Source organism: Arthrobacter sp. 05N33_2 (assembly GCF_056397425.1).
The window spans coordinates 1-21,593 of sequence record NZ_JBFTNJ010000056.1; the positions used below are offsets into that span (position 1 = coordinate 1).

Sequence of the window (21,593 nt, forward strand, 5' to 3'; positions counted from 1 at the left end):
AGCTCACCCTCGCGGACCTCAAGGCCTTCCGCGACCACCTGCGCATCCCGATCACGGACGACCAGCTCGAAGCGGACCTCTACCGGCCGCCGTACTACCACCCCGGCATGGACTCCCCGGAGATCCAGTACCTGATGGACCGCCGCAAGCAACTCGGCGGCTTCGTCCCCGAGCGGCGCTCCAAGCACGCCGACGTCACCCTCCCGGACGAGAAGGTCTACGAAGTCGCCAACCGCGGCTCCGGCAAGCAGCACGCCGCCACCACCATGGCGTTCGTCCGCCTGCTCAAGGACCTCATGCGGGACAAGGAGTTCGGCAAGCGGATTGTGCCGATCATCCCCGATGAGGCACGCACCTTCGGCATGGACGCGTTCTTCCCGACGGCGAAGATCTACAACCCGAACGGCCAGAACTACCTCTCCGTGGACCGCGAGCTCGTCCTGGCGTACAAGGAGTCCATCTCCGGCCAGATCGTACACGCCGGCATCAACGAGGCCGGATCCGTGGCAGCCTTCACCGCCGCCGGCACGTCCTACGCCACCCACGGCGAACCGCTCATCCCGGTCTACGTCTTCTACTCGATGTTCGGCTTCCAGCGCACCGGCGATTCCTTCTGGGCCGCCGCCGACCAGATGACCCGCGGGTTCATCATCGGCGCCACCGCAGGGCGCACCACGCTGACCGGCGAAGGCCTGCAGCACGCCGACGGCCACTCCCCGATACTGGCGGCAACCAACCCGGCCGTCATCACCTACGACCCGGCATACGGCTACGAGATGGGCGTCATCATGCGTGACGGCCTCAACCGGATGTACGGCCCCGGCGAAGCCGGGAAAGAAATTGCCGACAACGATCCGTCGCGGAACGTGATGTACTACATCACTGTCTACAACGAGCCGATCGTGCAGCCGCCCGCACCGGCGGAACTCGATGTCGAGGGCATCATCAAGGGCATCTACCTGCTGGCGCCGGCCAAGATTGACGGCCCGCGCACGCAGATCCTTGCCTCGGGTGTGTCGGTTCCCTGGGCCCTCGAAGCCCAGCGGGTCCTCGCCGAGGACTGGGGCGTCTCGGCGGATGTCTGGTCCGTGACCTCCTGGACCGAACTGCGCCGCGACGCCATGGCCGCCGAGGAAGACTCCTTCCTCAACCCCGGCCAGCCCGCCCGCGTCCCGTTCGTGACCCAGCAGCTCGCCGGCGCCACCGGCCCCATCGTGGCGGTCACCGACTACATGAAGGCCGTGCCGGACCAGATCCGCCAGTTCCTGCCGAACGAGTTTGCCTCGCTCGGCGCGGACGGCTTCGGCTTCTCGGACACCCGCGCCGCGGCACGCCGCTTCTTCAAGAACGACATCCACTCGGTTGTGGTCCGTTCCCTTCAGATGCTGGCCCGCCGGGGCGAAGTGGATGCCCAGGCACCTGCCCAGGCCATCGAGAAGTACCGCCTGCACAACGTGAACGCCGGCACCACCGGCAACGCAGGCGGCGACTCCTAACCGCGCCTCAGCGCAAGAGCGAACGTTCGACGGCGGCTCCCACCGAAAGGTGGGAGCCGCCGTCGGGCGCTTAACCGCCCCGCCTCCCTCCGGCCTCCCTCGGGCCTCCCTCCGGGGGCGCTCTGGACTCCCGCGGGCCGCTGTGATGCAGGACAAGGACAGTTGTAGCCTTCGCACAAATGGAGCTTGGGCGGCCCGCCCCGTATGCTCAATGCATGGCAGAGCCGATCACCACTCCCGAAAAACGCAAGCCGAGCTCGAGGGCGATGACTCCGGAGAAAGCCGAAACCCTCAAGAAGCTCCGGGCCAGCGTGGGCCAGCTGTCGACGACGACGCTGCGCCAGTTGGAGAAGTCCTTGCCGTGGTACGGCCGGCTGAACTCGGATGAACGTTCCGCCCTGGGCATGGTGGCCCAGAACGGCATCGCGGCTTTCGTCACCTGGTACGAACGGCCAAGTTCGCCGTCGTGGATCCTCTCCGACGTCTTCGGCACCGCGCCCACCGAACTGACCCGCTCCATAAGCCTGCAGAAGGCGCTCCAGCTGATCCGGATCGTGGTGGAAGTCGTCGAGGACCAGGTCCCGGTGATCGCCCCGGAAGCGGACCAGGGGGCCCTCCGGGAGGCCGTGCTGCSCTACTCGCGGGAGGTCGCGTTCGCGGCCGCCGACGTCTATGCCCGCGCCGCGGAATCCCGCGGCTCCTGGGATACCCGGCTGGAAGCYCTGATTGTCGATGCCATCCTCCGTGGCGAAAACACCGACGCGCTGCGGTCCAGGATCGCGGCCCTGGGCTGGAAAGCACAGGAGCGCTTCACGGTCATGGTCGGAAATTCCCCGTCCGAACCAAGCGCCAGCTACGTCAGCGAGCTGCGGCGCACGGCGGGGCGCTTCGCCGAGGACGCCCTTGTGGGGATCCAGGGCGACCGCCTCATCCTGATCCTGGGCGGGGTCCACGACCGGGAGACCGCGTACCTGAAACTCAGCGAACTCTTTGCCCCCGGCCCGGTGGTCTACGGCCCGGAGGCCGGGTCCCTCCTCGAGGCCAGCGGCTCCGCCCAGTCCGCCTTTGCCGGCCTCACCGCGGCCCGCGCGTGGCCTTCCGCGCCGCGCCCGGTGGCGGCCGATGACCTGCTCCCGGAGCGGGTGATCTCCGGCGACGACGCCGCCCGCCGCTCGCTGGTCAAGAACATCTACCGCCCGCTTCTGGCCGCCTCCAACGGGCTGGTGGAGACCCTCGGCACGTACCTCGAACTGGGCCATTCACTCGAGGCCACGGCCCGGGAACTCTTCGTCCATGCCAACACAGTGCGCTACCGGCTCAAGCGCGTCTGCGACGTCACCGGCTGGGATCCGCTGCTGCCGCGGGAGGCGTTCGTGCTCCAGACCGCCCTCGTCGTGGGCCGGCTTTCTGCCCCGCCGAAGGCCCCCACGGAGCGGCAACCTCCCCGCAACGGCTCCTGAACCGTTGTAGACTTCCTACAAACTGACCCAGTGAGCTTGGTGCATGAAAACACGAATGTTCACGCGGTAATTTGGAAAGCTGGTTACGTGCTTGCAATCGTTTGCCCTGGACAGGGCTCCCAGACCCCTGGTTTTCTGGCCCCTTGGCTGGAACTGCCACCCGTCGCAGGCCTCCTGGCCTCCCTCAGCGAAATAGCAGGCATCGACCTCACCGCCCACGGCACCACCTCCGATGAGGAGACCATCAAGGACACCGCAGTCGCGCAGCCGCTGATCGTTGCTGCGGGCCTGGTGACGGCGAAGTCGCTGTTCGACGTCGAACTCGGCACGCTTCCCGTCATCCTTGCCGGCCACTCCGTCGGCGAAATCACCGCGGCTTCCCTCGCCGGTGTCCTGTCGGAATCCGAAGCCATGACGTTTGTCCGCGAACGCGCCAACAGCATGGCAGCCGCTGCCGCCGCCACCCCGACCGGCATGAGTGCCGTCGTGGGCGGCGACCCCGCGGAGGTCCTGGCAGCCATTGCTGCCGCCGGGGCCACGGCCGCCAACGTCAACGGGGCCGGCCAGACCGTCGCCGCAGGCACCCTGGAGCAGCTGAAGGCCCTGGCGGAGAACCCGCCGGCCAAGGCCCGGGTTATTCCGCTGAAGGTCGCGGGCGCGTTCCACACCTCGCACATGGCCCCCGCGGGCGCGTCCCTGCAGGCCCTGCGTCCGTCGCTGCACCCGAAGGACCCGCAGGTGCCGTTGCTGTCCAACTTCGACGGCGCGGAAGTCACCGACGGCGCCGCCGCCGTCGACAGCCTGATCGCCCAGGTCTCCCGGCCGGTCCGCTGGGACCAGTGCATGGAGACGATGGTGCAGCGCGGGGTGACCGGCGTGATCGAGCTGGCTCCCGCCGGAACACTGGCGGGCCTGGCCAAGCGCGGCATGCCCGGCGTCAAGACAGTCACCGTCAAGACCCCGGACGATCTTTCCGCGGCCCTGGCCCTATTTGCAGAACTGGAGGGAGGGGCATGAGCGTTCCCACTCTGAAGCAGGCACCGGTGCAGGCCAACACCCGCATCATGGGTATCGGGGCTTACCGGCCCAGCGTGATCGTGACCAACGAGGACGTGTGCCAGTGGATCGACTCCTCGGATGAGTGGATCCGCCAGCGCACGGGCATCATCACCCGGCACCGCGCGCCCGCCGATGTCAGCGTTATTGACATGGCCGAGGGCGCCGCACGTGAAGCACTGCAGAAGGCCGGCATCGAGGCCTCCCAGCTCGGCGCCGTGATCGTTTCCACGGTCACCCACCCGTATGCGACCCCGTCCGCCGCAGCGAGCCTCGCCGACCGCCTCGGCGCGACGCCGGCCCCGGCCTTCGACATCTCCGCGGCATGCGCCGGCTACTGCTACGGCATCGCCCAGGGCGACGCCCTGGTGCGTTCCGGCGCGGCCTCCTACGTCCTGGTGGTCGGTGCCGAGAAGCTCTCCGACGTCATCGACAACACGGAACGGACCATCTCCTTCCTGCTTGGCGACGGCGCGGGCGCAGTCGTGATCGGCCCCTCTGACACGCCCGGCATCGGCCCCTCGGTGTGGGGTTCGGACGGCAGCAAGTGGGATGCCATCGGCATGACCCACTCCATGCTGGACATCCGCGAGCTCGCCCTGACCGGCAAGCACGGCGCCGCCGTCAGCGATGAGGAAGCGGCCGTGACCGACGCTTCCCTGTGGCCGACCCTGCGCCAGGACGGCCAGACTGTCTTCCGCTGGGCCGTGTGGGAGATGGCCAAGGTGGCCCAGCAGGCCCTGGACGCAGCCGGCATCCGGTCCGAGGACCTCGCCGCGTTCATCCCGCACCAGGCCAACATGCGCATCATCGACGAGATGGCCAAGAAGCTGCAGCTGCCCGAGACCGTCAAGATCGCCCGCGACATCGCCGACGCCGGAAATACGTCGGCGGCGTCCATCCCCCTGGCCACCCACCGCCTGCTTGAGGAAAACCCCGAGCTCAGCGGCGGGCTGGCGCTGCAGATCGGCTTCGGAGCCGGTCTGGTCTTCGGCGCCCAGGTGGTCGTGCTTCCTTAGGCAGCCACCGCTTTTCCGAACTAAATACGTTCCACCCGTTTCACCCTTGCACCGCATGTCCTTCAATTTCAGGGCCAGCCCCGCATGCTGTGCTCGCAAGCATTCCCGCACCAAGCCGAACCCTCGGTTTGAATCATTTCCGCCCTTAGGCTGCCGGCATTCCACCGGCAGCCGAGGGCAACAACCAGAAAAGGAGCCATCAATGGCTAGCAACGAAGAAATCCTGGCCGGCCTGGCTGAAATCGTCAACGAAGAGACCGGCCTGGCCACGGAGGCTGTCGAAATGGACAAGTCCTTCACCGAGGATCTGGACATCGACTCCATCTCGATGATGACGATCGTGGTCAACGCCGAAGAGAAGTTCGGCGTCCGCATCCCGGACGAAGAGGTCAAGAACCTCAAGACCGTCGGCGACGCCGTCAGCTTCATCGCCAACGCCCAGGCCTAGTCTGGCATCCGCCGGTATCGGCGGACCCCGGTGTCCGGTCCGGGCGCTGCAGCAGCGCCCGGACCGGACCACCAGCACCGCCACGAAATGCACCACCCGAAAGTTTTCCCCTCGCAGGCCCCGGCCATCCCGTTCGCGGTTCCGGATACGGCAGGCGCACCGACAGAGAGTGATCCCATGGCACGCAAAGTAGTCATTACCGGTCTGGGTGCCACCACACCCATTGGCGGCGATGTCCCCACGATGTGGAAGAACGCGCTCAAGGGCGTCTCCGGCGCGCACACGCTTGAGGACGACTGGGTGGCCAAGTACGAGCTGCCCGTCCACTTCGCTGCACGCGCCTCCACCCCTGCCCTGGACGTCCTGACCCGGGTCGAGGCCAAGCGCATGGACCCGTCCACCCAGTTCGCCGTGGTCGCATCCCGTGAGGCGTGGGCCGACTCCGGCATCACCGAAATCGACCACGACCGTCTGGCGGTGGCCTTCGCGACCGGCATCGGCGGCGTCTGGACCCTCCTGGATGCCTGGGACACCCTGCGCGAAAAGGGTCCCCGCCGCGTCCTGCCCATGACCGTGCCCATGCTGATGCCCAACGGCCCGGCCGCCGCGGTCAGCCTGGACCTGGGTGCCCGCGCCGGCGCCCACACCCCCGTTTCCGCCTGCGCGTCCGGCACCGAGGCCGTGCACGTGGGCCTGGACCTCATCCGCGCCGGCAAGGCCGACGTCGTCGTGTGCGGCGGCGCCGAAGCCGCCATCCACCCGATGCCGATCGCCGCCTTTGCCTCCATGCAGGCCCTCTCACGCCGCAACGACGATCCCGAGCACGCCTCACGCCCCTACGACCGTGACCGCGACGGCTTCGTCATGGGCGAGGGTGCCGGCGCCCTGGTGCTCGAGGCCGAGGAACATGCCCTGGCCCGCGGCGCCCGGATCTACGCCGAACTGGCGGGCACCTCGGTCACCGCCGACGCCTACCACATCACCGCCCCGGACCCCCAGGGCCTGGGCGCAACCCGCGCGCTGAAGGCTGCGATGTTCGATGGCCGCATCCAGCCCGAAGACATCGTTCACGTCAACGCGCACGCCACCTCCACCCCGGTCGGCGACAAGCCCGAGTACGCGGCCCTCAAGGCCGCCCTGGGCAAGCACGTGGACTCGGTAGCGGTCTCGGCCACCAAGTCGCAGATGGGGCACCTGCTCGGCGCCTCCGGTGCCGTGGAGGCCGTGCTGACCGTCATGGCCATCTACGACCGCAAGGCGCCGGTGACCATCAACCTCGAGAACCAGGATCCGGAAATCCCGCTCGACGTCGTCACGACCGCCCGCGACCTGCCGGCCGGCAGCATCGCCGCGCTGAGCAACTCGTTCGGCTTCGGCGGCCACAACGCCGTGATCGCGGTACGCAGCGTCTAGCTGCACGACCAGCAGCACGCCCGCAGCACGCCGGGACGGCAGATGGCGGCAATGTTCTTCGTGAACATTGCCGCCATCTGCCTTTTTGGCGCCTAGCTATGGAATTGCTGCGGTGGWGCGCCCGGTKWGGCCCTAGCCGACCTGGTGGAGCCAGCGCACGGGGGCGCCTTCGGCGGCGTGCCGGAACGGCTCTAGTTCCTCGTCCCAGGCCTCGCCCAGGGCGAGCGAGAGCTCGTGGTAGACGGCCGAGGGGTCGCCGGCGCCGGATTCGTAGGCGTAACGGATGCGGTCCTCGGACACCATGATGTTGCCGTGGACGTCAGTGGTGGCGTGGAAGATCCCGAGCTCCGGGGTGTGCGACCAGCGGCCGCCGTCGACTCCCTGGCTCGGCTCCTCAGTGACTTCATAGCGCAGGTGCGCCCAGCCTCGCAGAGCGGACGCCAATTGAGCCCCCGTGCCCGGCGTTCCGGTCCACGACAGCTCGGCCCGGAACATTCCGGGCGCGGCAGGCTGAGCGGTCCACTCCAAGTCCGTCCGCTTGTCCACGACAGACCCTATGGCCCACTCGACGTGGGGGCACAAGGCAGTCGGGGCCGAGTGAACGAACAACACACCTCGGGTCAGTGCAACAGACATTCCATCCTCCATAGCTGTAGGTACGTCTTCCCCAACGACCTGTGCCTGGATGTCTGTCTGTTGCGCGGATCCGAATTTATGCCGGCGGTCCCTGCCAGACTACTAATATACAGCCGGGTTCAAAGCTGGGACGTGGTGCATTCCAGCTTCAAGTTCAACTTGAAACTTCCCGGGCGTGAGTTTTATTCTGCCCTACCCCTCCTAATTACGCCAGTGCGATTCGGCGCGTCTTTTCCGGCGCGCCGTGCATGGTTCGGTAGTCCTGCAGGTGGACCCTGGTCCGCTTGGCGCCGGGCAGGTATGCGGGCCGAATCCGGGGCAGGAATCCGGGCCGAATTGTGTGCCTTTTCCGGCCGGCCGGACGCGCCGGACCGGTAATCCTTAGGCCCGGGGGTGTGCCTGCTGGTAGCTCTGCCGGAGCCTCTCGACGGACACGTGGGTGTAGATCTGGGTGGTGGCAAGGCTGCTGTGCCCCAGGATTTCCTGCACGGCGCGCAGATCCGCCCCGCCGTCGAGCAGGTGGGTCGCTGCGGAGTGCCGCAGGGCGTGCGGCCCGGTGGCGGCGGTGTCTCCCAGCCGTTCCAGCATCTCCTTGACCACGCTGCGGATCTGGCGCTGGTCCACTCTTCCGCCGCGCGCGCCCAGGAAGAGCGCCGGGCCGCTGGTCCCGGTAGCGAGGGCCGGCCGGCCGCGGCGGAGCCAGTCGTCGACGGCGAGCGCCGCCGGCAGCCCATAGGGCACCGTGCGTTCCTTGTTGCCCTTGCCAAGCACCCGGAGGGTCCTGCGGTCCGGGTCGAGGTCGTCGACGTCCATGCCGGCCAGCTCGCCAACCCGGACACCGGTGGCGTAGAGCAGCTCCACCATGGCACGGTTGCGCAGGGCCAGCGGTTCCCCCTCGGCCGAGGCGGATTCGGCGTCGTCCACGAGCCGCCGGACCTGTTGCTGGTGCAAGACGCCGGGCAGGGACTTCTCCCGCTTTGGCGCCTTGAGCCGCAGGGCGGGGTCGGCTTCGATCAGCTCCTCACGGACAGCCCAGGCGGTGAAGGCTCTGGCGGTGGCGGCGCGGCGGGCCAGGGTGGCGCGGGACTTCCCGGACTCGCTCTGGGCACCAAGCCAGCGCCGCAGGGTCCCGAGCTCCAGCCCGGCAAGGTCGTGGACGCCCTCGGTTGCGGCGTGCGCGAGCAGGCTTTCGACATCGGAGAGATAGGCCCGCACGGTATGGGCGGACCGGCCCCGCTCCGCTTCCAGGTAGCGGCCGAAGCGTGCGGCGGCGAGCCGGATACCGCCGTCGGGCGCGGCCGGCGGGGCAGCGGGGGGATCCTGTGTAGACACCCTCTTACTCTGGCAGTATTCCCCCGGCATTCAAGCAGCCGCTCGGCGAGCCGCTTCTTCCCGGTCAAGCAAGCCATCTCAGTCCGCCTTCCCGGAGCGTTTCCAGCCGCCGTGCCGGGATTCSGCCAGTCCCAGCAGCCCGAGCCGGCCAAGACCCGCGCGGACCGAGTCCGGGCTCAGCCCGGCCACCGCGGCCAGCTTCTCGACCGAGGTGGTGGTCCGCAGCGGCAGGGCATCGAGCAGGATCAGGTCCTCCAGGGTCAGGCCATCGTGGGCCTCGGACCGGCCTGCCTTGTCCGGGGGCATCGCCTCGCCGCTCGGGGAGGCGAGCTCGGCGATCTCCCCGGCATCCGTGACGCATACCGCGCCGCCTTCACGGAGAAGCCGGTGGCAGCCGGCGGAGTTGGCGCTGTGGATGGATCCGGGCACGGCCCCCACGGCCCTGCCCAGGCTTTCGGCATGGTGGGCTGTGTTGAGGGCGCCGGAGCGCCACCGGGCCTCGACCACGACCGTGACGGAGGCCAACGCCGCAATGAGCCGGTTCCGCTGCAGAAACCGGTAGCGGGTGGGAGCGGACCCGGGCGGAACCTCGGCCAGGACCGCGCCGCGGTTCGCCACGGTCCGCAGAAGGTCCTCATTGCCGGCGGGGTAGAAGCGGTCCACTCCCCCGGCCATGACGGCAATGGTGGGCACACCGCCCGCGCTTCCGGCCAGGGCCGCCCTGTGGGCGTGGGCATCAATCCCGTAGGCGCCGCCGGAGACGATCGTGAAGCCGCGCTGGGCCAGCGAGTAGGCGAGGTCGCCCGTTACCGATGCCCCGTAGCTGGTGCTGTCCCGGGAGCCCACGAGGGCAACGGACCGGGCCGCCGGTGGCAGCTCCTGTTCCACGCCGCGCCACCACAGGCACAGGGGCTCCTGCAGTCCGAGGTCCGCCAGCTGCCGCGGCCACAAGTCATCCGTGGGAATGATGAGGCGTCCGCCGAGCCGGTGCATGGTGGCCAGGTCCCGCTCCGGCGCGAGGTCGGGCACGCGCGGGGTCCAACGCTTCAGCGCCTCGCTGAGCCCGGACCAGCCGCTGCCGCACCCGCCGTCCGCCAGGATTCCAGTGATCTCCTGTTCGAGCCCGGGACCGGCGGCCAGCGCGCCGCTGGCAATCCGCAGGGCGTCCTGCGCCCCCACTGCCTGGACCAGTGCCAGGGCCGCCGCGTCCTGCGGCTCGAACAGGCGGGCCAGGGCGGCGCGGGCTGTTCGTTCGTCATCAATCATGGTGGTTCCTTTCGCACGGCTGGGGTGGGCTTCGTGCCGGCAGGCTCAGGGTGAGACCGCGGCGGCCTGCCGGAGGCCCAGCGCCTGCCCGACGTCGTCTGCGTCCGGGACGTCGTGCCGGGAAAGGTCCGCAAGGGTCCATGCGAGGCGCAGCACGCGGTCGTAGCCGCGGGCGGTCAGCACTCCGCGCTCCAGTGCGTAGTCCAGGATGCGGGTGGTGGGGGCATCGAGCCGCAGCGACCCGCGCAGCAGCCGCCCCGGCACCTGCGCGTTGGTTTCCATCCCGAATGGCAGCAACCGGTCCAGCTGGCGGGTCCGGGCCGCCCGGACCCTTTCCGCGATGCTGGCCGTTCCTTCCTCGGCCGCAGGTTGGCCGAAGCCGGCGAGCGAGACCCGCTCGACTTCGAGCTGGATGTCGACCCTGTCCAGCAGCGGCCCTGACATCCGGGCCTGGTACCGGCGGCGCATGATGGGCGTGCAGATGCAGTCCACTCCTTTGCCCGTTGCCTTGCCGCAGGGACAGGGGTTGGCTGCAAGGACCAGCTGGAACCGCGCGGGATAGGCCGCGGACCCGGCCGAGCGGTGGATGACCAGCTCTCCGCTTTCCAGCGGCTGCCGCAGGGCGTCCAGGACGCCGCGGTCGTACTCCGGGGCCTCGTCCAGGAAGAGCACCCCGCGGTGGGCGCGGGACGCCGCCCCGGGCCGCGGCAGCCCGGACCCGCCACCGATGATGGCAACCGCCGTCGCAGTGTGGTGCGGGTTCTCGTAGGGCGGGCGGCGCAGCAGCTGCACGGAGCCCGACGGCAGCGAACACAGCGAGTGGATGGCGGTTACCTCCATGGCCTCGGTGTCGCCCAGATCCGGCAGCAGCCCGGGCAGCCGCTCCGCGAGCATGGTCTTCCCGGCACCAGGCGGTCCGGTCAGCAGCAGGTGGTGGGCACCGGCGGCGGCCACTTCCAATGCACGCCGCGCCGCCGCCTGGCCGGAGACATCGCACATGTCCGGCGCCAGGGCGGGACCGGTGCCGGGTCCGGGGTGGCCGGAGTCCTCGGTCTCGGGTTCGAAGTCGAGAGCGAGGTCCTGCGGGTCCGCGCCGCAGTCGAACGCGAGCCGGGCCAGTGTGGCGTAGCCCCGGACCTGCGCGCCGGGGACCAGTTCGGCCTCCGCCACGTTGGCCCGGGCCACGACGACCTCCGGGTAGCCGGCCCGGACCGCGGCCATCACGGCCGGAAGGATACCGCGCACTGGCCGCAACCGGCCGTCCAGGCCGAGCTCGGCGATGAAGACCGTGCGGCCCGTGGGCCTGATGTCATTCGCCGCCAGCAGCACGGCCATCGCGATGGCGAGGTCGAATCCCGAACCGCGTTTGGGCAGGGATGCCGGAATGAGGTTGGCCGTGATCTTCCGGCGGCTCAGCGGGATCCCCGAATTCTGCGCCGCCGAGCGGATCCGTTCCTTGGCCTCGTTCAGTGAGGCGTCCGGCAGGCCCAGGATCACGAACGCCGGCAGGGTCTGGCCAATGTCGGCTTCGACCTCCACGATGTAGCCGTTGAGGCCCACGAGGGCGACAGAATAGGTCCGGCCCAAAGCCATCTACCCCACCCCTTTGAGGTGCTCGAGGGCGGGCTCGCGGATGCCGTCGTCGACCACCGCGATCACGTCCACGCGGCACAGCGGCATCCACAGCCCCTGGGCACGGCACCACGCCGCTGCCAGCCGGTGGAGCCTGGCCAGCTTGTCCGCGCCGACAGCCTCAAACGGATGCCCGAAGGCCAGGGATTTCCGGGTTTTCACCTCGGCGATGACCAGCGCGTCGCCGTCGAGCGCGACAATGTCGATCTCACCCTCCGGGCAGCGCCTGTTCCGCTCCACGATCCTCATGCCGTGGGCCTGTAGGAAGTCCGCAGCGAGGTCCTCCCCGCGCCGGCCCAGCACATCCTTAGCTCTCATGCCTCCAGCGTGAAGCGCCGCCACTTACGACGACAGGGCCCACCTCGGCTATGTGGAAAACGTCGCCGGGCTGCAAGAGCACATGCGTGATGAGAAGAGTATCCGCAGCCCGCTCAGCACTGCTGATCGCATAATCAAGGCAGAACGAAAGAACTGCAGGAGGAACAAGGAATGAAGGTACTTTTCCTCGACATTGACGGTGTCGTCAACCGCGTTGGTACGAGACAGAACTTTCGCGGCTTCATGGGCATCGATCCTTTCCTGGCGTCCAAGGTCTGCAAGATCATCTTCGACACGGACGCAGCCGTTGTTCTAACGTCCACATGGCGGCATATCCCCGGCGGCCGTGAAGAAGTCGACAGACACGTTTGCAAGACCTTTGACGTTACTCCGACAGCGGACACAGGTTTTCGTGGCGAGGAAGTGAAGATGTGGCTGGACCGGCATCCGGAAGTTGCGCGGTATGCAATCGTCGACGATGACACTGACTTTTATGCCGATCAGCCCTTGTTCAAGACCGCTTGGCAGACGGGAATCTCCGACGAGGTTGCGCAGCAGGTAACCGAATTTCTCAACAGTGGAGATAACCCATGAGTGCACATCTACCAACGTTGGGACACTTCGCCGCGACGCCTGCCGACGGCCCCGGATCTGGGCGGATCCCGGGCGGCCACTTCGGGCGATCAAATCCGTGGCGGCATTGACAGGACGTGTTGATGCGATTGCCAGGCAACGAAACGTAGCCAATGCCCGCACGGCCCACCTAGGCTTTTCCCAACCCCCTCGAATTCCGCGGGGCGTCCGTAGTCTCTCCTGAGGATCGGCCGAAGGATCGGCGTATGGAATATCGAGCGGCCCAGCCGCTGGGAACGCAGCAGCTTACGGAACCAGGTCCGCCCGGCAGGCAGGCGGGCCCCAGCTGGCCCCCACCAGCGCGTCCTGAGACCGAGACCGCACCGCGGCCCGAGCCAGGATCCGGGCCCGCACCAGCGCGGCTTGCGCCAGGATCCCGGCCCGCGCCAGTGCGGTCAGAGCCAGGCCCCGCTCCAGAGCCCGAGCCGGTGGATCCAGCAGGAAAACGCAAGCACCGGGTGCGGCGGTTCCTCGCCAGGGTCTTCAAGTTCGCTCTCGCCATGGTGGTCATCACGGAGCTGGCCGCCGTCTCCTTCATCTGGTTCGCTCCCCCGCGCACTGCCTACATGCTGCAGACCGGCGGCCCGATCGCCTACCAGTACGTGTCCCTGAACCACATCAGCCGCTATGTCATCGCCGCGGCCGTCGCCCACGAGGACCAACAGCTGGGAACGCGTGTTGGCGCGTTCTCCGTCGATGAGTTCCGGGACAGGGCAGTCGCCTACCTGCAGGGCAAGGATGACCCGAGCGGTTCCACGGTCCCGCAGCAGCTGGTCAAGAACATCTTCCTGTGGCCTGATACGAATGCCCTGAGGAAGGGGCTGGAGGCCGGGCTTGCGACCGAGTTCAGCCTCACCCTGACCCCGCAACGGATCATGGAGCTGTAACTGAACTACGCGCAGTTCGGCCCGAGGCTGTACGGCATCTGCGCGGCGAGCTGGTACTACTTCGACGAACCCCCGTGGAACATGTCCGAGTATCAGGCCGCGCAATTGATGGGGGTCCTGCCACTGCCCACACTCGTCACCCGGGCGGCGGGAGGCGGCATCTATCTGGGCCCGGGGGTCCACCCCAAAGTGTGGGACTACGTCAACGGTGCGGCCAACGTGTGGGTCCCCAAGCAGATCGAGGGGCTCGGCGGATGGAAGGCGGCCGTCGCAACCATCGGCATCGGCGACACGGCGTCCGACCACGCGGCCGAGCGGGGATCCGCGAACCCGGATGGCTGCGGTTCGTATCCGGAGAGTGTGCTGGACCTGCTGCGGCAGCAGGGCATTGCCCTGGACCGCAACGGAAACCCTGCGCCACCCGGGGGCTAGGAATCGAAGGTCAGTTGCCCAGGTCCTCGACCTTGGGCAGGGCGAGTTCCTCGCTGCGGGGCAGTTCCTCGACGTTGACGTCCTTGAACGTGATGACGCGGACGCTCTTGACGAACCGGGCGGAGCGGTAGACATCCCACACCCAGGCGTCCTGCAGGGTCAGGTCGAAGTAGACCTCGCCGTCGGCGCTGCGGGCCTGCAGGTCAACGTGGTTGGCAAGATAGAAACGCCGCTCGGTCTCGACCACATAGCTGAACAGSCCGACGACGTCGCGGTAYTCRCGGTAGAGCTGTAGCTCCATGTCGGTCTCATAGTTTTCAAGGTCCTCGGCACTCATGGTTCCATCTTGCACCATCCGGCGCCGGCCGCGCGCCACCGGCCGTCGCGCCCGAGCGGCCAGAACACCTAGAGCAGCTGCCAGCTGACCCGGTGGTACGGCGTGGGACCGGAGGTCCGCAGCGCCTCCTTGTGCGCTGCGGTGCCGTAGCCCTTGTTCACGTCCCAGCCGTAGGCCGGGTACTGGGTGTGCAGCCCGCACATCATCGCATCGCGCTCGACCTTGGCGATGATGCTGGCCGCGGCGACGCTGAGGCACTGCATGTCGGCTTTGACCAGTGTGTGCACCGGGGCATCGCAGCCGGGTTCGGCGGGGGCATCGTCAAACAATGAGGGCTGCAGATCCGGCGAGAGCCAGTTGTGGCTGCCGTCCAGCAGGACAACCTCAGGCCTGATTCCGGCGGCGAGCACGGCAAACCAGGCCCGGTTCCCGGCAAGACGGAGCGCCGCGATGATCCCGAGTTCGTCGATCTCGTTCGCGGACGCATGCCCGACGGCGGAGGCGACGCTCCAGTCCCGGACCAGCGGCACCAGCCGCTCCCGGTCCGCTACCTTGAGGAGCTTGCTGTCCCGGACATCGGCCAGGAGCTTCTGTTGCTGCAGGTCGACGACGGCGATCCCCACGCTGACGGGACCGGCCAGGGCGCCGCGGCCGACCTCGTCGATGCCCGCGAGGAGCCGTGCGCCGGAGCTGCGGAAGCGGCGTTCGTAGTCGAGGGTGGGGGCTGCTGACATGACGGGCGGCTTATTTTCCGGACGGGGCGGGGACGCTGCGGAAGACGTCCGGGTAGTTGTCCAGGGCCGACATCCTGTTCAGCGGCCAAGCGATGACGGCGGCCTTGCCTTCAATGTCGGATTCGTTGACGAAGCCGCCGTTGGTGTCCATATGGGCGCGCGAATCCGCGGAGTGGTTGCGGTTGTCGCCCATGACCCAGACCTTGCCCGCGGGCACGACGACGTCAAAGTCGCGGACCTGGGGAATCTCTGCGGCATTGATGTATTTCTCGTCCAGCGGCGCGCCATTGACGGTGAGCTGTCCGCCGGCGTCGCAGCAGACCACGTGGTCACCCGGGAGCCCGATGACGCGCTTGACCAGGTGCTGTTCCGAGTTGTCCGGCAGCAAACCGACGAACGTCAGCCCGTCCTGCACCCAGGTGAAGGGGCCCTTGGCCTTTGGGGCCGCGGGGGCGAGCCAGCCCTGGCTGTCCCGGAACACCACCACGTCCCCGCGCTGGAGCGCCATGGGCTCGGGCACGAGCAGGTTCACGAAGATGCGGTCGTTCACATCGAGGGTGTTGACCATGGATTCGGACGGGATGTAAAAGGCCCGGAACAGGAAGGTCTTGATCAGGAAGGACAGCACGATCGCCACGACGACCACCGTGGCAACCTCCTTGAGCCACAGGAAGAGCGGGCTGCGCCCTTCACGGGCCTTGGCCTTCCTGGCCCGGCGGGAGGTCGGGTCGGCGTGGGCGGGGCCGTCGGCCCGSTCCCTCCCGGTCGGCTCAGGCGTGGTCGGCCCAGCCGCGGTGAGGGAAGTCTCGATACGGGCAGCCTGGATACGATCAGCGCGCTGCGCACCGGCGCTGTCGTCCTGCGACGCAGGAGCCGGCGCCGGAGCAGGAGCCGGCGCACCAGCCGGTGGATCCGCCGGCTCATCCGCGGGAATCGCCGAGGCCGTAACCCGGGGTCGGTCCTGGCCCTGCGGATCAGGAGTGCGGGGTTCGGTCTCGGGCATCTACTGTCCGTTCGTCGTCGTCGTTGTCGCAGCCGGTTCGGGCCGCGCTACTGCTGCAAATCTATCAAGCGGCCAGATGATCTGTACCGGCCTGCCAATGACGCGTTCCAGCGGCACCATGCCCCCGCCAGGGGCGCCCAGGAGGCTCCGGGAGTCGGCGGACATCGAGCGGTGGTCCCCCATGAGCCAGAGCCGCCCGGCAGGAACCTGGACGGCGAACTTCACATCGCTCGGGGTGTCCCCCGGATACACATACGGTTCCGCAACTTGCTGGCCGTTGACTGTGAGCCGGCCGCCGGCGTCGCAGCAGACCACACGGTCGCCGGGCAGCCCGATGACGCGCTTGACATACGTGGTGTCGCTGCCCGCAAGGCCAAGCCAGCGTCCGGCTTCGGCGAGGGCATCCACCACGGGGCCGTTGCCACTGTTGAGCGGGGCAAAGGAACCGCGGCCGTCAAAGACGACGACGTCGCCCCGGCCCAAGGGCTCAGCTTGGAAGCCGGTCCGCGCCACCACGATCCGGTCCCCCGTGTGCAGGAGCGGCTCCATGGAGGCTGACGGGATGAAGAAGATGTCCACCCACAGGGAGCGGACCACGGCGCTGATGGCCACGGCGAGCACCAGGGCCAGCAACGCAAAACGCCAGCCCGGTTTCCTGGGCTGGCGTTTTGGCTGTTCCATGTTCCGTATCCCCTGGCGCTGTCGTGAACTAATGTGCGCTGTTGCGGATAGCTCCGGCGCCGCACTAGCTGACGCACCGGATACGGTCCGTGGATCCGCGGTGGAAGCCTGTCGTGGAAGACGAAAAAGGCTTACTTGGCGGTCTGGAAGTCGCGCTTTTCCTTGATCTTCGCGGCCTTACCACGCAGGTTGCGCATGTAGTAAAGCTTGGCGCGGCGCACGTCACCCTTGGAGACGAGCTCGACCTTATCGATGATCGGGGAGTGCACCGGGAAGGTACGCTCTACGCCGACACCGAAGGAGACCTTGCGGACGGTGAAGGTTTCGCGGACGCCATCGCCCTGGCGGCCAAGGACGAAGCCCTGGAAGACCTGGACGCGGGAGTTCTTGCCTTCGATGATGTTCACGTGAACCTTGATGGTGTCACCCGCGCGGAACTCGGGAACATCGGTGCGCAGCGAGGCTGCATCTACGGAATCGAGGATATGCATTGATCCACTCCTGGTGAACGCCACAGGTCACTCACGTTGGGTTACGGCGGTCAGGGCCGGTGGCATGCGCCGCCCGGAAATTTCCGCCGAAAGTTTGTCAATCCGGCCCTGTCAGGAGTAGACGGGGCCGGGGTGCCGGGCTGTTGGTAGCGCTCCCCCTGTGGCAGGTTCGCAACCCAGCAGGCACAAGGACTAATTTTGCCACATTTTGTGCGGGTTAGCCCAATCCCGGCGGTTAGGCGTCGGGACGGCGCAGCAGGCGGCCGTCGACGACGTCGTACCCCAGGTCGGAGAAGGCCGTACGGTCCGCGCGCGGCAGCTTGCCGGCGTCGAACTCCGCGAGGAGGTCGGGGCGGCGTTCGGCGGTACGCCGGTACTGCTCGTGCCGGCGCCACTGGGCGATCTTTCCGTGGTTGCCGCTCAGCAGCACGGCCGGGACGTCGCGGTCCCGCCAGCTGGAGGGCTTGGTGTAGACGGGGTATTCAAGGAGGCCGTCGGAGTGGGATTCCTCCACGAGGGACTCGGGGTTGCCGACGACGCCGGGCAGCAGCCGGCCGATGGCCTCAACCATGGCCAGCACGGCGACCTCGCCGCCGTTGAGGACGTAGTCCCCCAGGCTCATCGGGCGCACCGTGAAGTGCTCCGCGGCCCATTCCAGGACCCGTTCATCGATGCCCTCATAGCGCCCGCAGGCGAAGACCAGCTGGTCTTCCTCGGCGAGCTGATGGGCGGTGGCCTGGGTGAAGCGCTCCCCCGCCGGCGACGGGACGATCAGGACAGGCTTGGCGGCAGCTTCCGGGCCGGCAGACTCTGGAGTGCCGGGGGTGCCGGCGTCGTCAGGTGCGCCGGCGTCCCCTGCGTCCCCGGACCGCCCGGCGGCCACGGCGGTGAGGGCCTGAGCCCAGGGTTCGGGCTTCATGACCATGCCGGCGCCGCCGCCGTAGGGGGTGTCATCGACCGTGCGGTGCCGGTCGGTGGTGAAGTCCCGCAGGTCATGGACCTTGAGGTCCAGCAGGCCGTCCTGGCGGGCCTTGCCGATCAGCGACAGCTCCAGCGGGGCCAGGTACTCCGGAAAGATGCTGACGACGTCGATTCTCATCTACGCGATGCCCTGCTCTTCGGAGTTCCGGGCCGCGGCACCCTCGGCTTTCGGAGCCTGGGCTGCGGGGTTTTGGGCCTCGGGGTTTTGGGCCTCGGGCGCCTCGTCCGTGTTGACTTCGAACAGTCCGGGCGGCGGGGTGACGAGGACGTACTTTTCACCCACGTTGACCTCGGGCACAATCTGTTCGACGAACGGGATCAGGACTTCCTTGCCCTCATCCGTGGTGACCACCAGCAGGTCCTGGACCGGCAGGGTGTGCAGTCCTGAGACTTTGCCGACCACGTTGCTGCCCACCCGGACCTCCATGCCCACGAGCTCGTGCTCGTACCAGCCCTCGTCGTCGTCCTCGGCGCCGATGTCTTCGGTTTCGATGAACAGCTTGGCGCCGCGCAGGGTCTCGGCCTCGTTGCGGGTCTCGATCTCATCGAAGGCCAGCAACAGGATGTCCTTGTTCCAGCGGGCGCTGATTACCGTCAGCGGCCCGGCCGAGGCGGGTTCCACGATGAACTGCGTGCCGGGGACAAAACGGTCGCCGGGCGCGTCCGTGAGCACCTGGACGGTCACTTCGCCGCGGATGCCGTGGGGCTTGCCGATTCGTGCCACCTGGAGCTGCATCTGTTCCTCTGTTCGGGGTTGGTAATTCTGTATTCTCTGGTGCGGAATTACGGGAAAACAGTCCGGCCCCTCCACCATTATCTGGTGAAGGGGCCGGACTTAAGACAAGTAGTGCTGAACGCGCTACCGGCGGCGGTCGGTATCGACGACGTCGACCCTGACCGGCTCGCCGTCCGCCAGCGCCGCAACCACAGTGCGCAGTGCGCGTGCGGTCCGGCCCTGCCGGCCGATCACCCGTCCGAGGTCGTCCTGATGAACGCGCACCTCGAGGGTTTCCCCGCGGCGGTTGTTCTTCGCACTGACCTTGACGTCCTCGGGGCTGTCAACAATCCCGCGGACCAGGTGTTCGAGCGCTTCTGCCAGCAATTTACTCAGCCTCGGTGGTCTCTGCTTCGGCGGCGTCGGCGGGAGCCTCGGCAGCTTCGTCCTTCTTGGCCTTCTTGGTGATGGCTTCCGGGATGATCACGGAACCCTTTTCCGGGGTAACGAAGGCAGCCTTGGGAGCCTTGGTCTTCAAGGTTCCCTCCTGGCCCGGGAGACCCTTGAACTTCTGCCAGTCACCGGTGATCTTCAGGATCGCGGCGACCTGCTCGGACGGCTGTGCGCCGACGCCGAGCCAGTACTGGGCACGGTCCGTGTCGACCTCGATGTACGAGGGCTCTTCGGTCGGGTGGTACTTGCCGATCTCTTCGATAGCACGGCCATCACGCTTGGAGCGTGAGTCCATGACGACGATGCGGTAGTACGGTGCGCGCATCTTACCGAAGCGCTTAAGGCGAATCTTTACGGCCACTTTTGTGGTCACTCCTGTTTCTGAAACGGGGTCGAGCCCGGCGTTCTGCACCCGTGGGGCGGGCCGTACTTGGGGGTTCTAAAGGACAAGATCCAGACGCGGAGAGAGGGGCCACGCAGATCGAGTACCTGTTCATTGTGCCAGATCACCGGCAGGATTTCGACTTGACACGTGCCCGGCGCACCAGCGCGCGGCCTGGAAGCGGCCTCGAGGGCCGGTCAGGACGTCCAGACGTAGAGGCCGGACCTGGTGGCGGGGTCGACGCCGGCGGCGAGCTCGGCGATCCGGCGGACATAGTCCCGGGCCTCGTCGGGGCCGAAGGGCATGTCCTCCTCGGCGGCCCAGTTGGCGGCGACATCCTCCAGGACCTCGCCCTCCCCTTCGGTTTCATAGCTGAGCAGTTCCGCCAGCGTGCGGACCATTGCCGCCGGGACGCCGAGCAGCGAGTCGCTGGCCACGTCGACCATGGCCAGTTCATAGTCCGCGCCCGGGGCGTGCACGGCGACGCCGGCGAGGTCTCCCAGCCGCTCCACCTCRAAATCGCTGATCTCCGGGATGCGGACGGCGCCCGGGGCGGCCGGGCCGCCACCTTCCAGTGCGCCGGCGCGCTTGAGGGCTTCTTCGTGGGTGGACACAAAGAGTTCGGTGAATCCCATGCAGCTGGTCCTTAGGGTTCGGCGGTCCGCAGACCGCTGTTTTCGGCGTCGCTTCAGCCTAGCCGCTTCAGCACGGCCCCGCCCCGCCCGCTGGGCATGCCCTCCCCTGACCCTGAGCACTGGACATATGGCCACTATGTCCATTCCCGGCTGCGAGCAATGGACATGTTCCAGTGTCCTGCTGGCGAAGAGTGGACATGTCCCTCGCTGGCCCGGGGAACCCGACCCCGCCCGTGGACATGCCCTCCCCCGACTGCGAGTACTGGACATATGGCAACTATGTCCATTCCCGGCTGCGAGCAATGGACATGTTCCGGAGTCCCGGCTCCGCGCAGTGGACATGCCCAGCGTTCCCGCCGGCGAAGAGTGGACATGTCAAGCGGGAAGCTCTGCGCGCTGGACATGTCCAGCGATCAGCTTGCCTGGGGAGAACTTCTAGCGCACGGCGACGCGGATCCGGTTGCGCCACGGATCCTCGAAGCGCAGCTCGGCGCCGGTGTGGTGGGATTCGACGCCGGCAACCTTGAGCCGGTCGGCCAGGGCCGCGACGTCGTCGCCGGAGGGCACCTCGATGAGGACCTCGCCCAGGCCCAGCGTGTCGCGCCGGGGGCCCGCGCCGCGGCTGTTCCAGACGTTCATCGCCATGTGGTGGTGGTAGCCGCCGGCCGAGACGAACAGCGCCTGGCCGTGCCAGCCCGCCGTCTTTTCGAAGCCGAGCGTGCCGACATAGAAATCATGCGCCGACTGGACGTCGCCGACCTGCAGGTGGACGTGCCCGACGCCGGCGGCGGCCTGGCGCTGGCCGGCCACGGACTCCTCGGTCAGGTATTGCTGCAGGTAGCGCTGCGGCGGCAGGGCGAGACTGTCCATGACGACGTTCTTGCCCTCCCAGGACCACGCCGCCCGCGGCCGGTCCCAGTACAGCTCGATGCCGTTGCCTTCGGGGTCGTTGAAGTAGAACGCCTCGCTGACGAGGTGGTCCGCGCTGCCGGTGAAGGACTGGGGCTCGTACTGGGCCGCAGTGGCGATGGTGGCCGCCAGGGAGTGCTGGTCCTCGAAGAGGAGGGCGGTGTGGAAGAGCCCGGCCTCGCCGCGGGAAGGTAGATTCAGGCCCGGGGCAGGCGCCAGATGCACCAGCGGCTTCTGCTGGCGC

23 protein-coding genes and 1 pseudogene are annotated in these 21,593 nt (G+C 67.9%); 8 read left to right on the plus strand and 16 right to left on the minus strand.

What is annotated here, in order from left to right; translation table 11 throughout:
- The 6 genes from AC1DHX_RS16625 to fabF all read left to right on the plus strand — a co-directional run.
- Window positions 1-1,496: transketolase-like TK C-terminal-containing protein (locus tag AC1DHX_RS16625; protein ID WP_476863762.1), on the plus strand; the 1,496-nt coding region annotated here is incomplete at its 5' end.
- Window positions 1,497-1,711: 215 nt separating this feature from the next.
- Window positions 1,712-2,956, plus strand: coding sequence for a PucR family transcriptional regulator (locus tag AC1DHX_RS16630; RefSeq protein ID WP_476900257.1), 1,245 nt, complete (start codon window positions 1,712-1,714; stop codon window positions 2,954-2,956).
- 87 nt (window positions 2,957-3,043) lie between these two features.
- Entirely contained in the window at window positions 3,044-3,973 is a 930-nt protein-coding gene (locus AC1DHX_RS16635) for an ACP S-malonyltransferase (protein ID WP_476857276.1), read from the plus strand.
- The gene (locus AC1DHX_RS16640) at window positions 3,970-5,031 is read left to right on the plus strand and encodes a beta-ketoacyl-ACP synthase III (protein ID WP_026537071.1); all 1,062 of its coding nucleotides are present in this window, start codon (window positions 3,970-3,972) and stop codon (window positions 5,029-5,031) included. The genes AC1DHX_RS16635 and AC1DHX_RS16640 overlap by 4 nt, the downstream gene beginning before the upstream one ends.
- A 202-nt stretch (window positions 5,032-5,233) precedes the next feature.
- Complete coding sequence (locus AC1DHX_RS16645) at window positions 5,234-5,479, plus strand: acyl carrier protein (RefSeq protein WP_018773434.1); 246 nt, start codon at window positions 5,234-5,236, stop codon at window positions 5,477-5,479.
- Window positions 5,480-5,656: 177 nt separating this feature from the next.
- Window positions 5,657-6,892 carry a beta-ketoacyl-ACP synthase II gene (fabF, locus tag AC1DHX_RS16650; RefSeq protein WP_028275211.1) on the plus strand — a complete coding sequence of 412 codons (1,236 nt, stop codon included), beginning with the start codon at window positions 5,657-5,659 and terminating at the stop codon, window positions 6,890-6,892.
- A 132-nt stretch (window positions 6,893-7,024) separates the two neighbouring features.
- On the opposite strand, the gene AC1DHX_RS16655 is transcribed toward fabF, so the two are convergent.
- From AC1DHX_RS16655 to AC1DHX_RS16675, 5 genes are all read right to left on the minus strand, one after another.
- Window positions 7,025-7,528 (minus strand): DUF3145 domain-containing protein, encoded by a 504-nt coding sequence (locus tag AC1DHX_RS16655; RefSeq protein ID WP_026266435.1) that lies wholly within the window; start codon window positions 7,526-7,528, stop codon window positions 7,025-7,027.
- A gap of 381 nt (window positions 7,529-7,909) precedes the next feature.
- Window positions 7,910-8,890 (minus strand): tyrosine recombinase XerC, encoded by a 981-nt coding sequence (locus tag AC1DHX_RS16660; RefSeq protein ID WP_476860295.1) that lies wholly within the window; start codon window positions 8,888-8,890, stop codon window positions 7,910-7,912.
- A gap of 48 nt (window positions 8,891-8,938) precedes the next feature.
- Complete coding sequence (dprA, locus tag AC1DHX_RS16665; protein WP_476860296.1) at window positions 8,939-10,126, minus strand: DNA-processing protein DprA; 1,188 nt, start codon at window positions 10,124-10,126, stop codon at window positions 8,939-8,941.
- A gap of 45 nt (window positions 10,127-10,171) precedes the next feature.
- Window positions 10,172-11,719, minus strand: coding sequence for a YifB family Mg chelatase-like AAA ATPase (locus tag AC1DHX_RS16670; RefSeq protein ID WP_476860297.1), 1,548 nt, complete (start codon window positions 11,717-11,719; stop codon window positions 10,172-10,174).
- Window positions 11,720-12,076 (minus strand): YraN family protein, encoded by a 357-nt coding sequence (locus tag AC1DHX_RS16675; protein ID WP_476860298.1) that lies wholly within the window; start codon window positions 12,074-12,076, stop codon window positions 11,720-11,722.
- A gap of 171 nt (window positions 12,077-12,247) precedes the next feature.
- On the opposite strand from AC1DHX_RS16675, the gene AC1DHX_RS16680 reads away from it, so the two are divergent.
- Complete coding sequence (locus AC1DHX_RS16680; protein ID WP_476860299.1) at window positions 12,248-12,670, plus strand: HAD domain-containing protein; 423 nt, start codon at window positions 12,248-12,250, stop codon at window positions 12,668-12,670.
- A 605-nt stretch (window positions 12,671-13,275) separates the two neighbouring features.
- Window positions 13,276-14,028 (plus strand): annotated as a pseudogene (locus AC1DHX_RS16685) (biosynthetic peptidoglycan transglycosylase).
- A 10-nt stretch (window positions 14,029-14,038) separates the two neighbouring features.
- Here the strand turns inward: AC1DHX_RS16685 and AC1DHX_RS16690 are convergent.
- From AC1DHX_RS16690 to AC1DHX_RS16740, 11 genes are all read right to left on the minus strand, one after another.
- Window positions 14,039-14,365, minus strand: coding sequence for a DUF2469 domain-containing protein (locus AC1DHX_RS16690; protein WP_018773443.1), 327 nt, complete (start codon window positions 14,363-14,365; stop codon window positions 14,039-14,041).
- A 68-nt stretch (window positions 14,366-14,433) separates the two neighbouring features.
- Window positions 14,434-15,099 (minus strand): ribonuclease HII, encoded by a 666-nt coding sequence (locus tag AC1DHX_RS16695; protein WP_476857269.1) that lies wholly within the window; start codon window positions 15,097-15,099, stop codon window positions 14,434-14,436.
- A gap of 10 nt (window positions 15,100-15,109) precedes the next feature.
- Complete coding sequence (gene lepB / locus AC1DHX_RS16700) at window positions 15,110-16,102, minus strand: signal peptidase I (protein ID WP_476900258.1); 993 nt, start codon at window positions 16,100-16,102, stop codon at window positions 15,110-15,112.
- A complete protein-coding gene (gene lepB / locus AC1DHX_RS16705) occupies window positions 16,103-16,783 on the minus strand; it encodes a signal peptidase I (protein ID WP_079554792.1) in 681 nt (226 codons plus the stop codon).
- A gap of 131 nt (window positions 16,784-16,914) precedes the next feature.
- Entirely contained in the window at window positions 16,915-17,274 is a 360-nt protein-coding gene (gene rplS, locus AC1DHX_RS16710) for a 50S ribosomal protein L19 (protein ID WP_018773447.1), read from the minus strand.
- A gap of 235 nt (window positions 17,275-17,509) precedes the next feature.
- On the minus strand, window positions 17,510-18,373 hold the full coding sequence (gene trmD / locus AC1DHX_RS16715) for a tRNA (guanosine(37)-N1)-methyltransferase TrmD (RefSeq protein ID WP_476860301.1): 864 nt from the start codon (window positions 18,371-18,373) through the stop codon (window positions 17,510-17,512).
- Window positions 18,374-18,991, minus strand: coding sequence for a ribosome maturation factor RimM (rimM, locus tag AC1DHX_RS16720; RefSeq protein ID WP_476860302.1), 618 nt, complete (start codon window positions 18,989-18,991; stop codon window positions 18,374-18,376).
- Between the two features lie 123 nt (window positions 18,992-19,114).
- Window positions 19,115-19,357 carry an RNA-binding protein gene (locus tag AC1DHX_RS16725; RefSeq protein WP_018773450.1) on the minus strand — a complete coding sequence of 81 codons (243 nt, stop codon included), beginning with the start codon at window positions 19,355-19,357 and terminating at the stop codon, window positions 19,115-19,117.
- Window position 19,358: 1 nt separating this feature from the next.
- Window positions 19,359-19,784: a 30S ribosomal protein S16 gene (gene rpsP / locus AC1DHX_RS16730; RefSeq protein WP_026266438.1), complete on the minus strand. Its 426-nt coding sequence runs from the start codon at window positions 19,782-19,784 to the stop codon at window positions 19,359-19,361.
- 218 nt (window positions 19,785-20,002) lie between these two features.
- Window positions 20,003-20,440 carry a hypothetical protein gene (locus tag AC1DHX_RS16735; RefSeq protein ID WP_476848964.1) on the minus strand — a complete coding sequence of 146 codons (438 nt, stop codon included), beginning with the start codon at window positions 20,438-20,440 and terminating at the stop codon, window positions 20,003-20,005.
- Window positions 20,441-20,875: 435 nt separating this feature from the next.
- On the minus strand, window positions 20,876-21,593 hold a 718-nt coding region (locus tag AC1DHX_RS16740; RefSeq protein WP_476900259.1), incomplete at its 5' end, for a VOC family protein.

What these genes read in the sequence shown, in the direction of transcription:
- AC1DHX_RS16640 (WP_026537071.1), top strand. Translation starts at nt 3,970, where the DNA reads ATGAGCGTTCCCACTCTGAAGCAGGCACCGGTGCAGGCCAACACCCGC.
- AC1DHX_RS16645 (WP_018773434.1), top strand. Translation starts at nt 5,234, where the DNA reads ATGGCTAGCAACGAAGAAATCCTGGCCGGCCTGGCTGAAATCGTCAAC.
- fabF (WP_028275211.1), top strand. Translation starts at nt 5,657, where the DNA reads ATGGCACGCAAAGTAGTCATTACCGGTCTGGGTGCCACCACACCCATT.
- AC1DHX_RS16655 (WP_026266435.1), bottom strand. Translation starts at nt 7,528, where the DNA reads ATGTCTGTTGCACTGACCCGAGGTGTGTTGTTCGTTCACTCGGCCCCG.
- AC1DHX_RS16660 (WP_476860295.1), bottom strand. Translation starts at nt 8,890, where the DNA reads ATGCCGGGGGAATACTGCCAGAGTAAGAGGGTGTCTACACAGGATCCC.
- AC1DHX_RS16670 (WP_476860297.1), bottom strand. Translation starts at nt 11,719, where the DNA reads ATGGCTTTGGGCCGGACCTATTCTGTCGCCCTCGTGGGCCTCAACGGC.
- AC1DHX_RS16675 (WP_476860298.1), bottom strand. Translation starts at nt 12,076, where the DNA reads ATGAGAGCTAAGGATGTGCTGGGCCGGCGCGGGGAGGACCTCGCTGCG.
- AC1DHX_RS16680 (WP_476860299.1), top strand. Translation starts at nt 12,248, where the DNA reads ATGAAGGTACTTTTCCTCGACATTGACGGTGTCGTCAACCGCGTTGGT.
- AC1DHX_RS16695 (WP_476857269.1), bottom strand. Translation starts at nt 15,099, where the DNA reads ATGTCAGCAGCCCCCACCCTCGACTACGAACGCCGCTTCCGCAGCTCC.
- lepB (WP_079554792.1), bottom strand. Translation starts at nt 16,783, where the DNA reads ATGGAACAGCCAAAACGCCAGCCCAGGAAACCGGGCTGGCGTTTTGCG.
- rplS (WP_018773447.1), bottom strand. Translation starts at nt 17,274, where the DNA reads ATGCATATCCTCGATTCCGTAGATGCAGCCTCGCTGCGCACCGATGTT.
- trmD (WP_476860301.1), bottom strand. Translation starts at nt 18,373, where the DNA reads ATGAGAATCGACGTCGTCAGCATCTTTCCGGAGTACCTGGCCCCGCTG.
- rimM (WP_476860302.1), bottom strand. Translation starts at nt 18,991, where the DNA reads ATGCAGCTCCAGGTGGCACGAATCGGCAAGCCCCACGGCATCCGCGGC.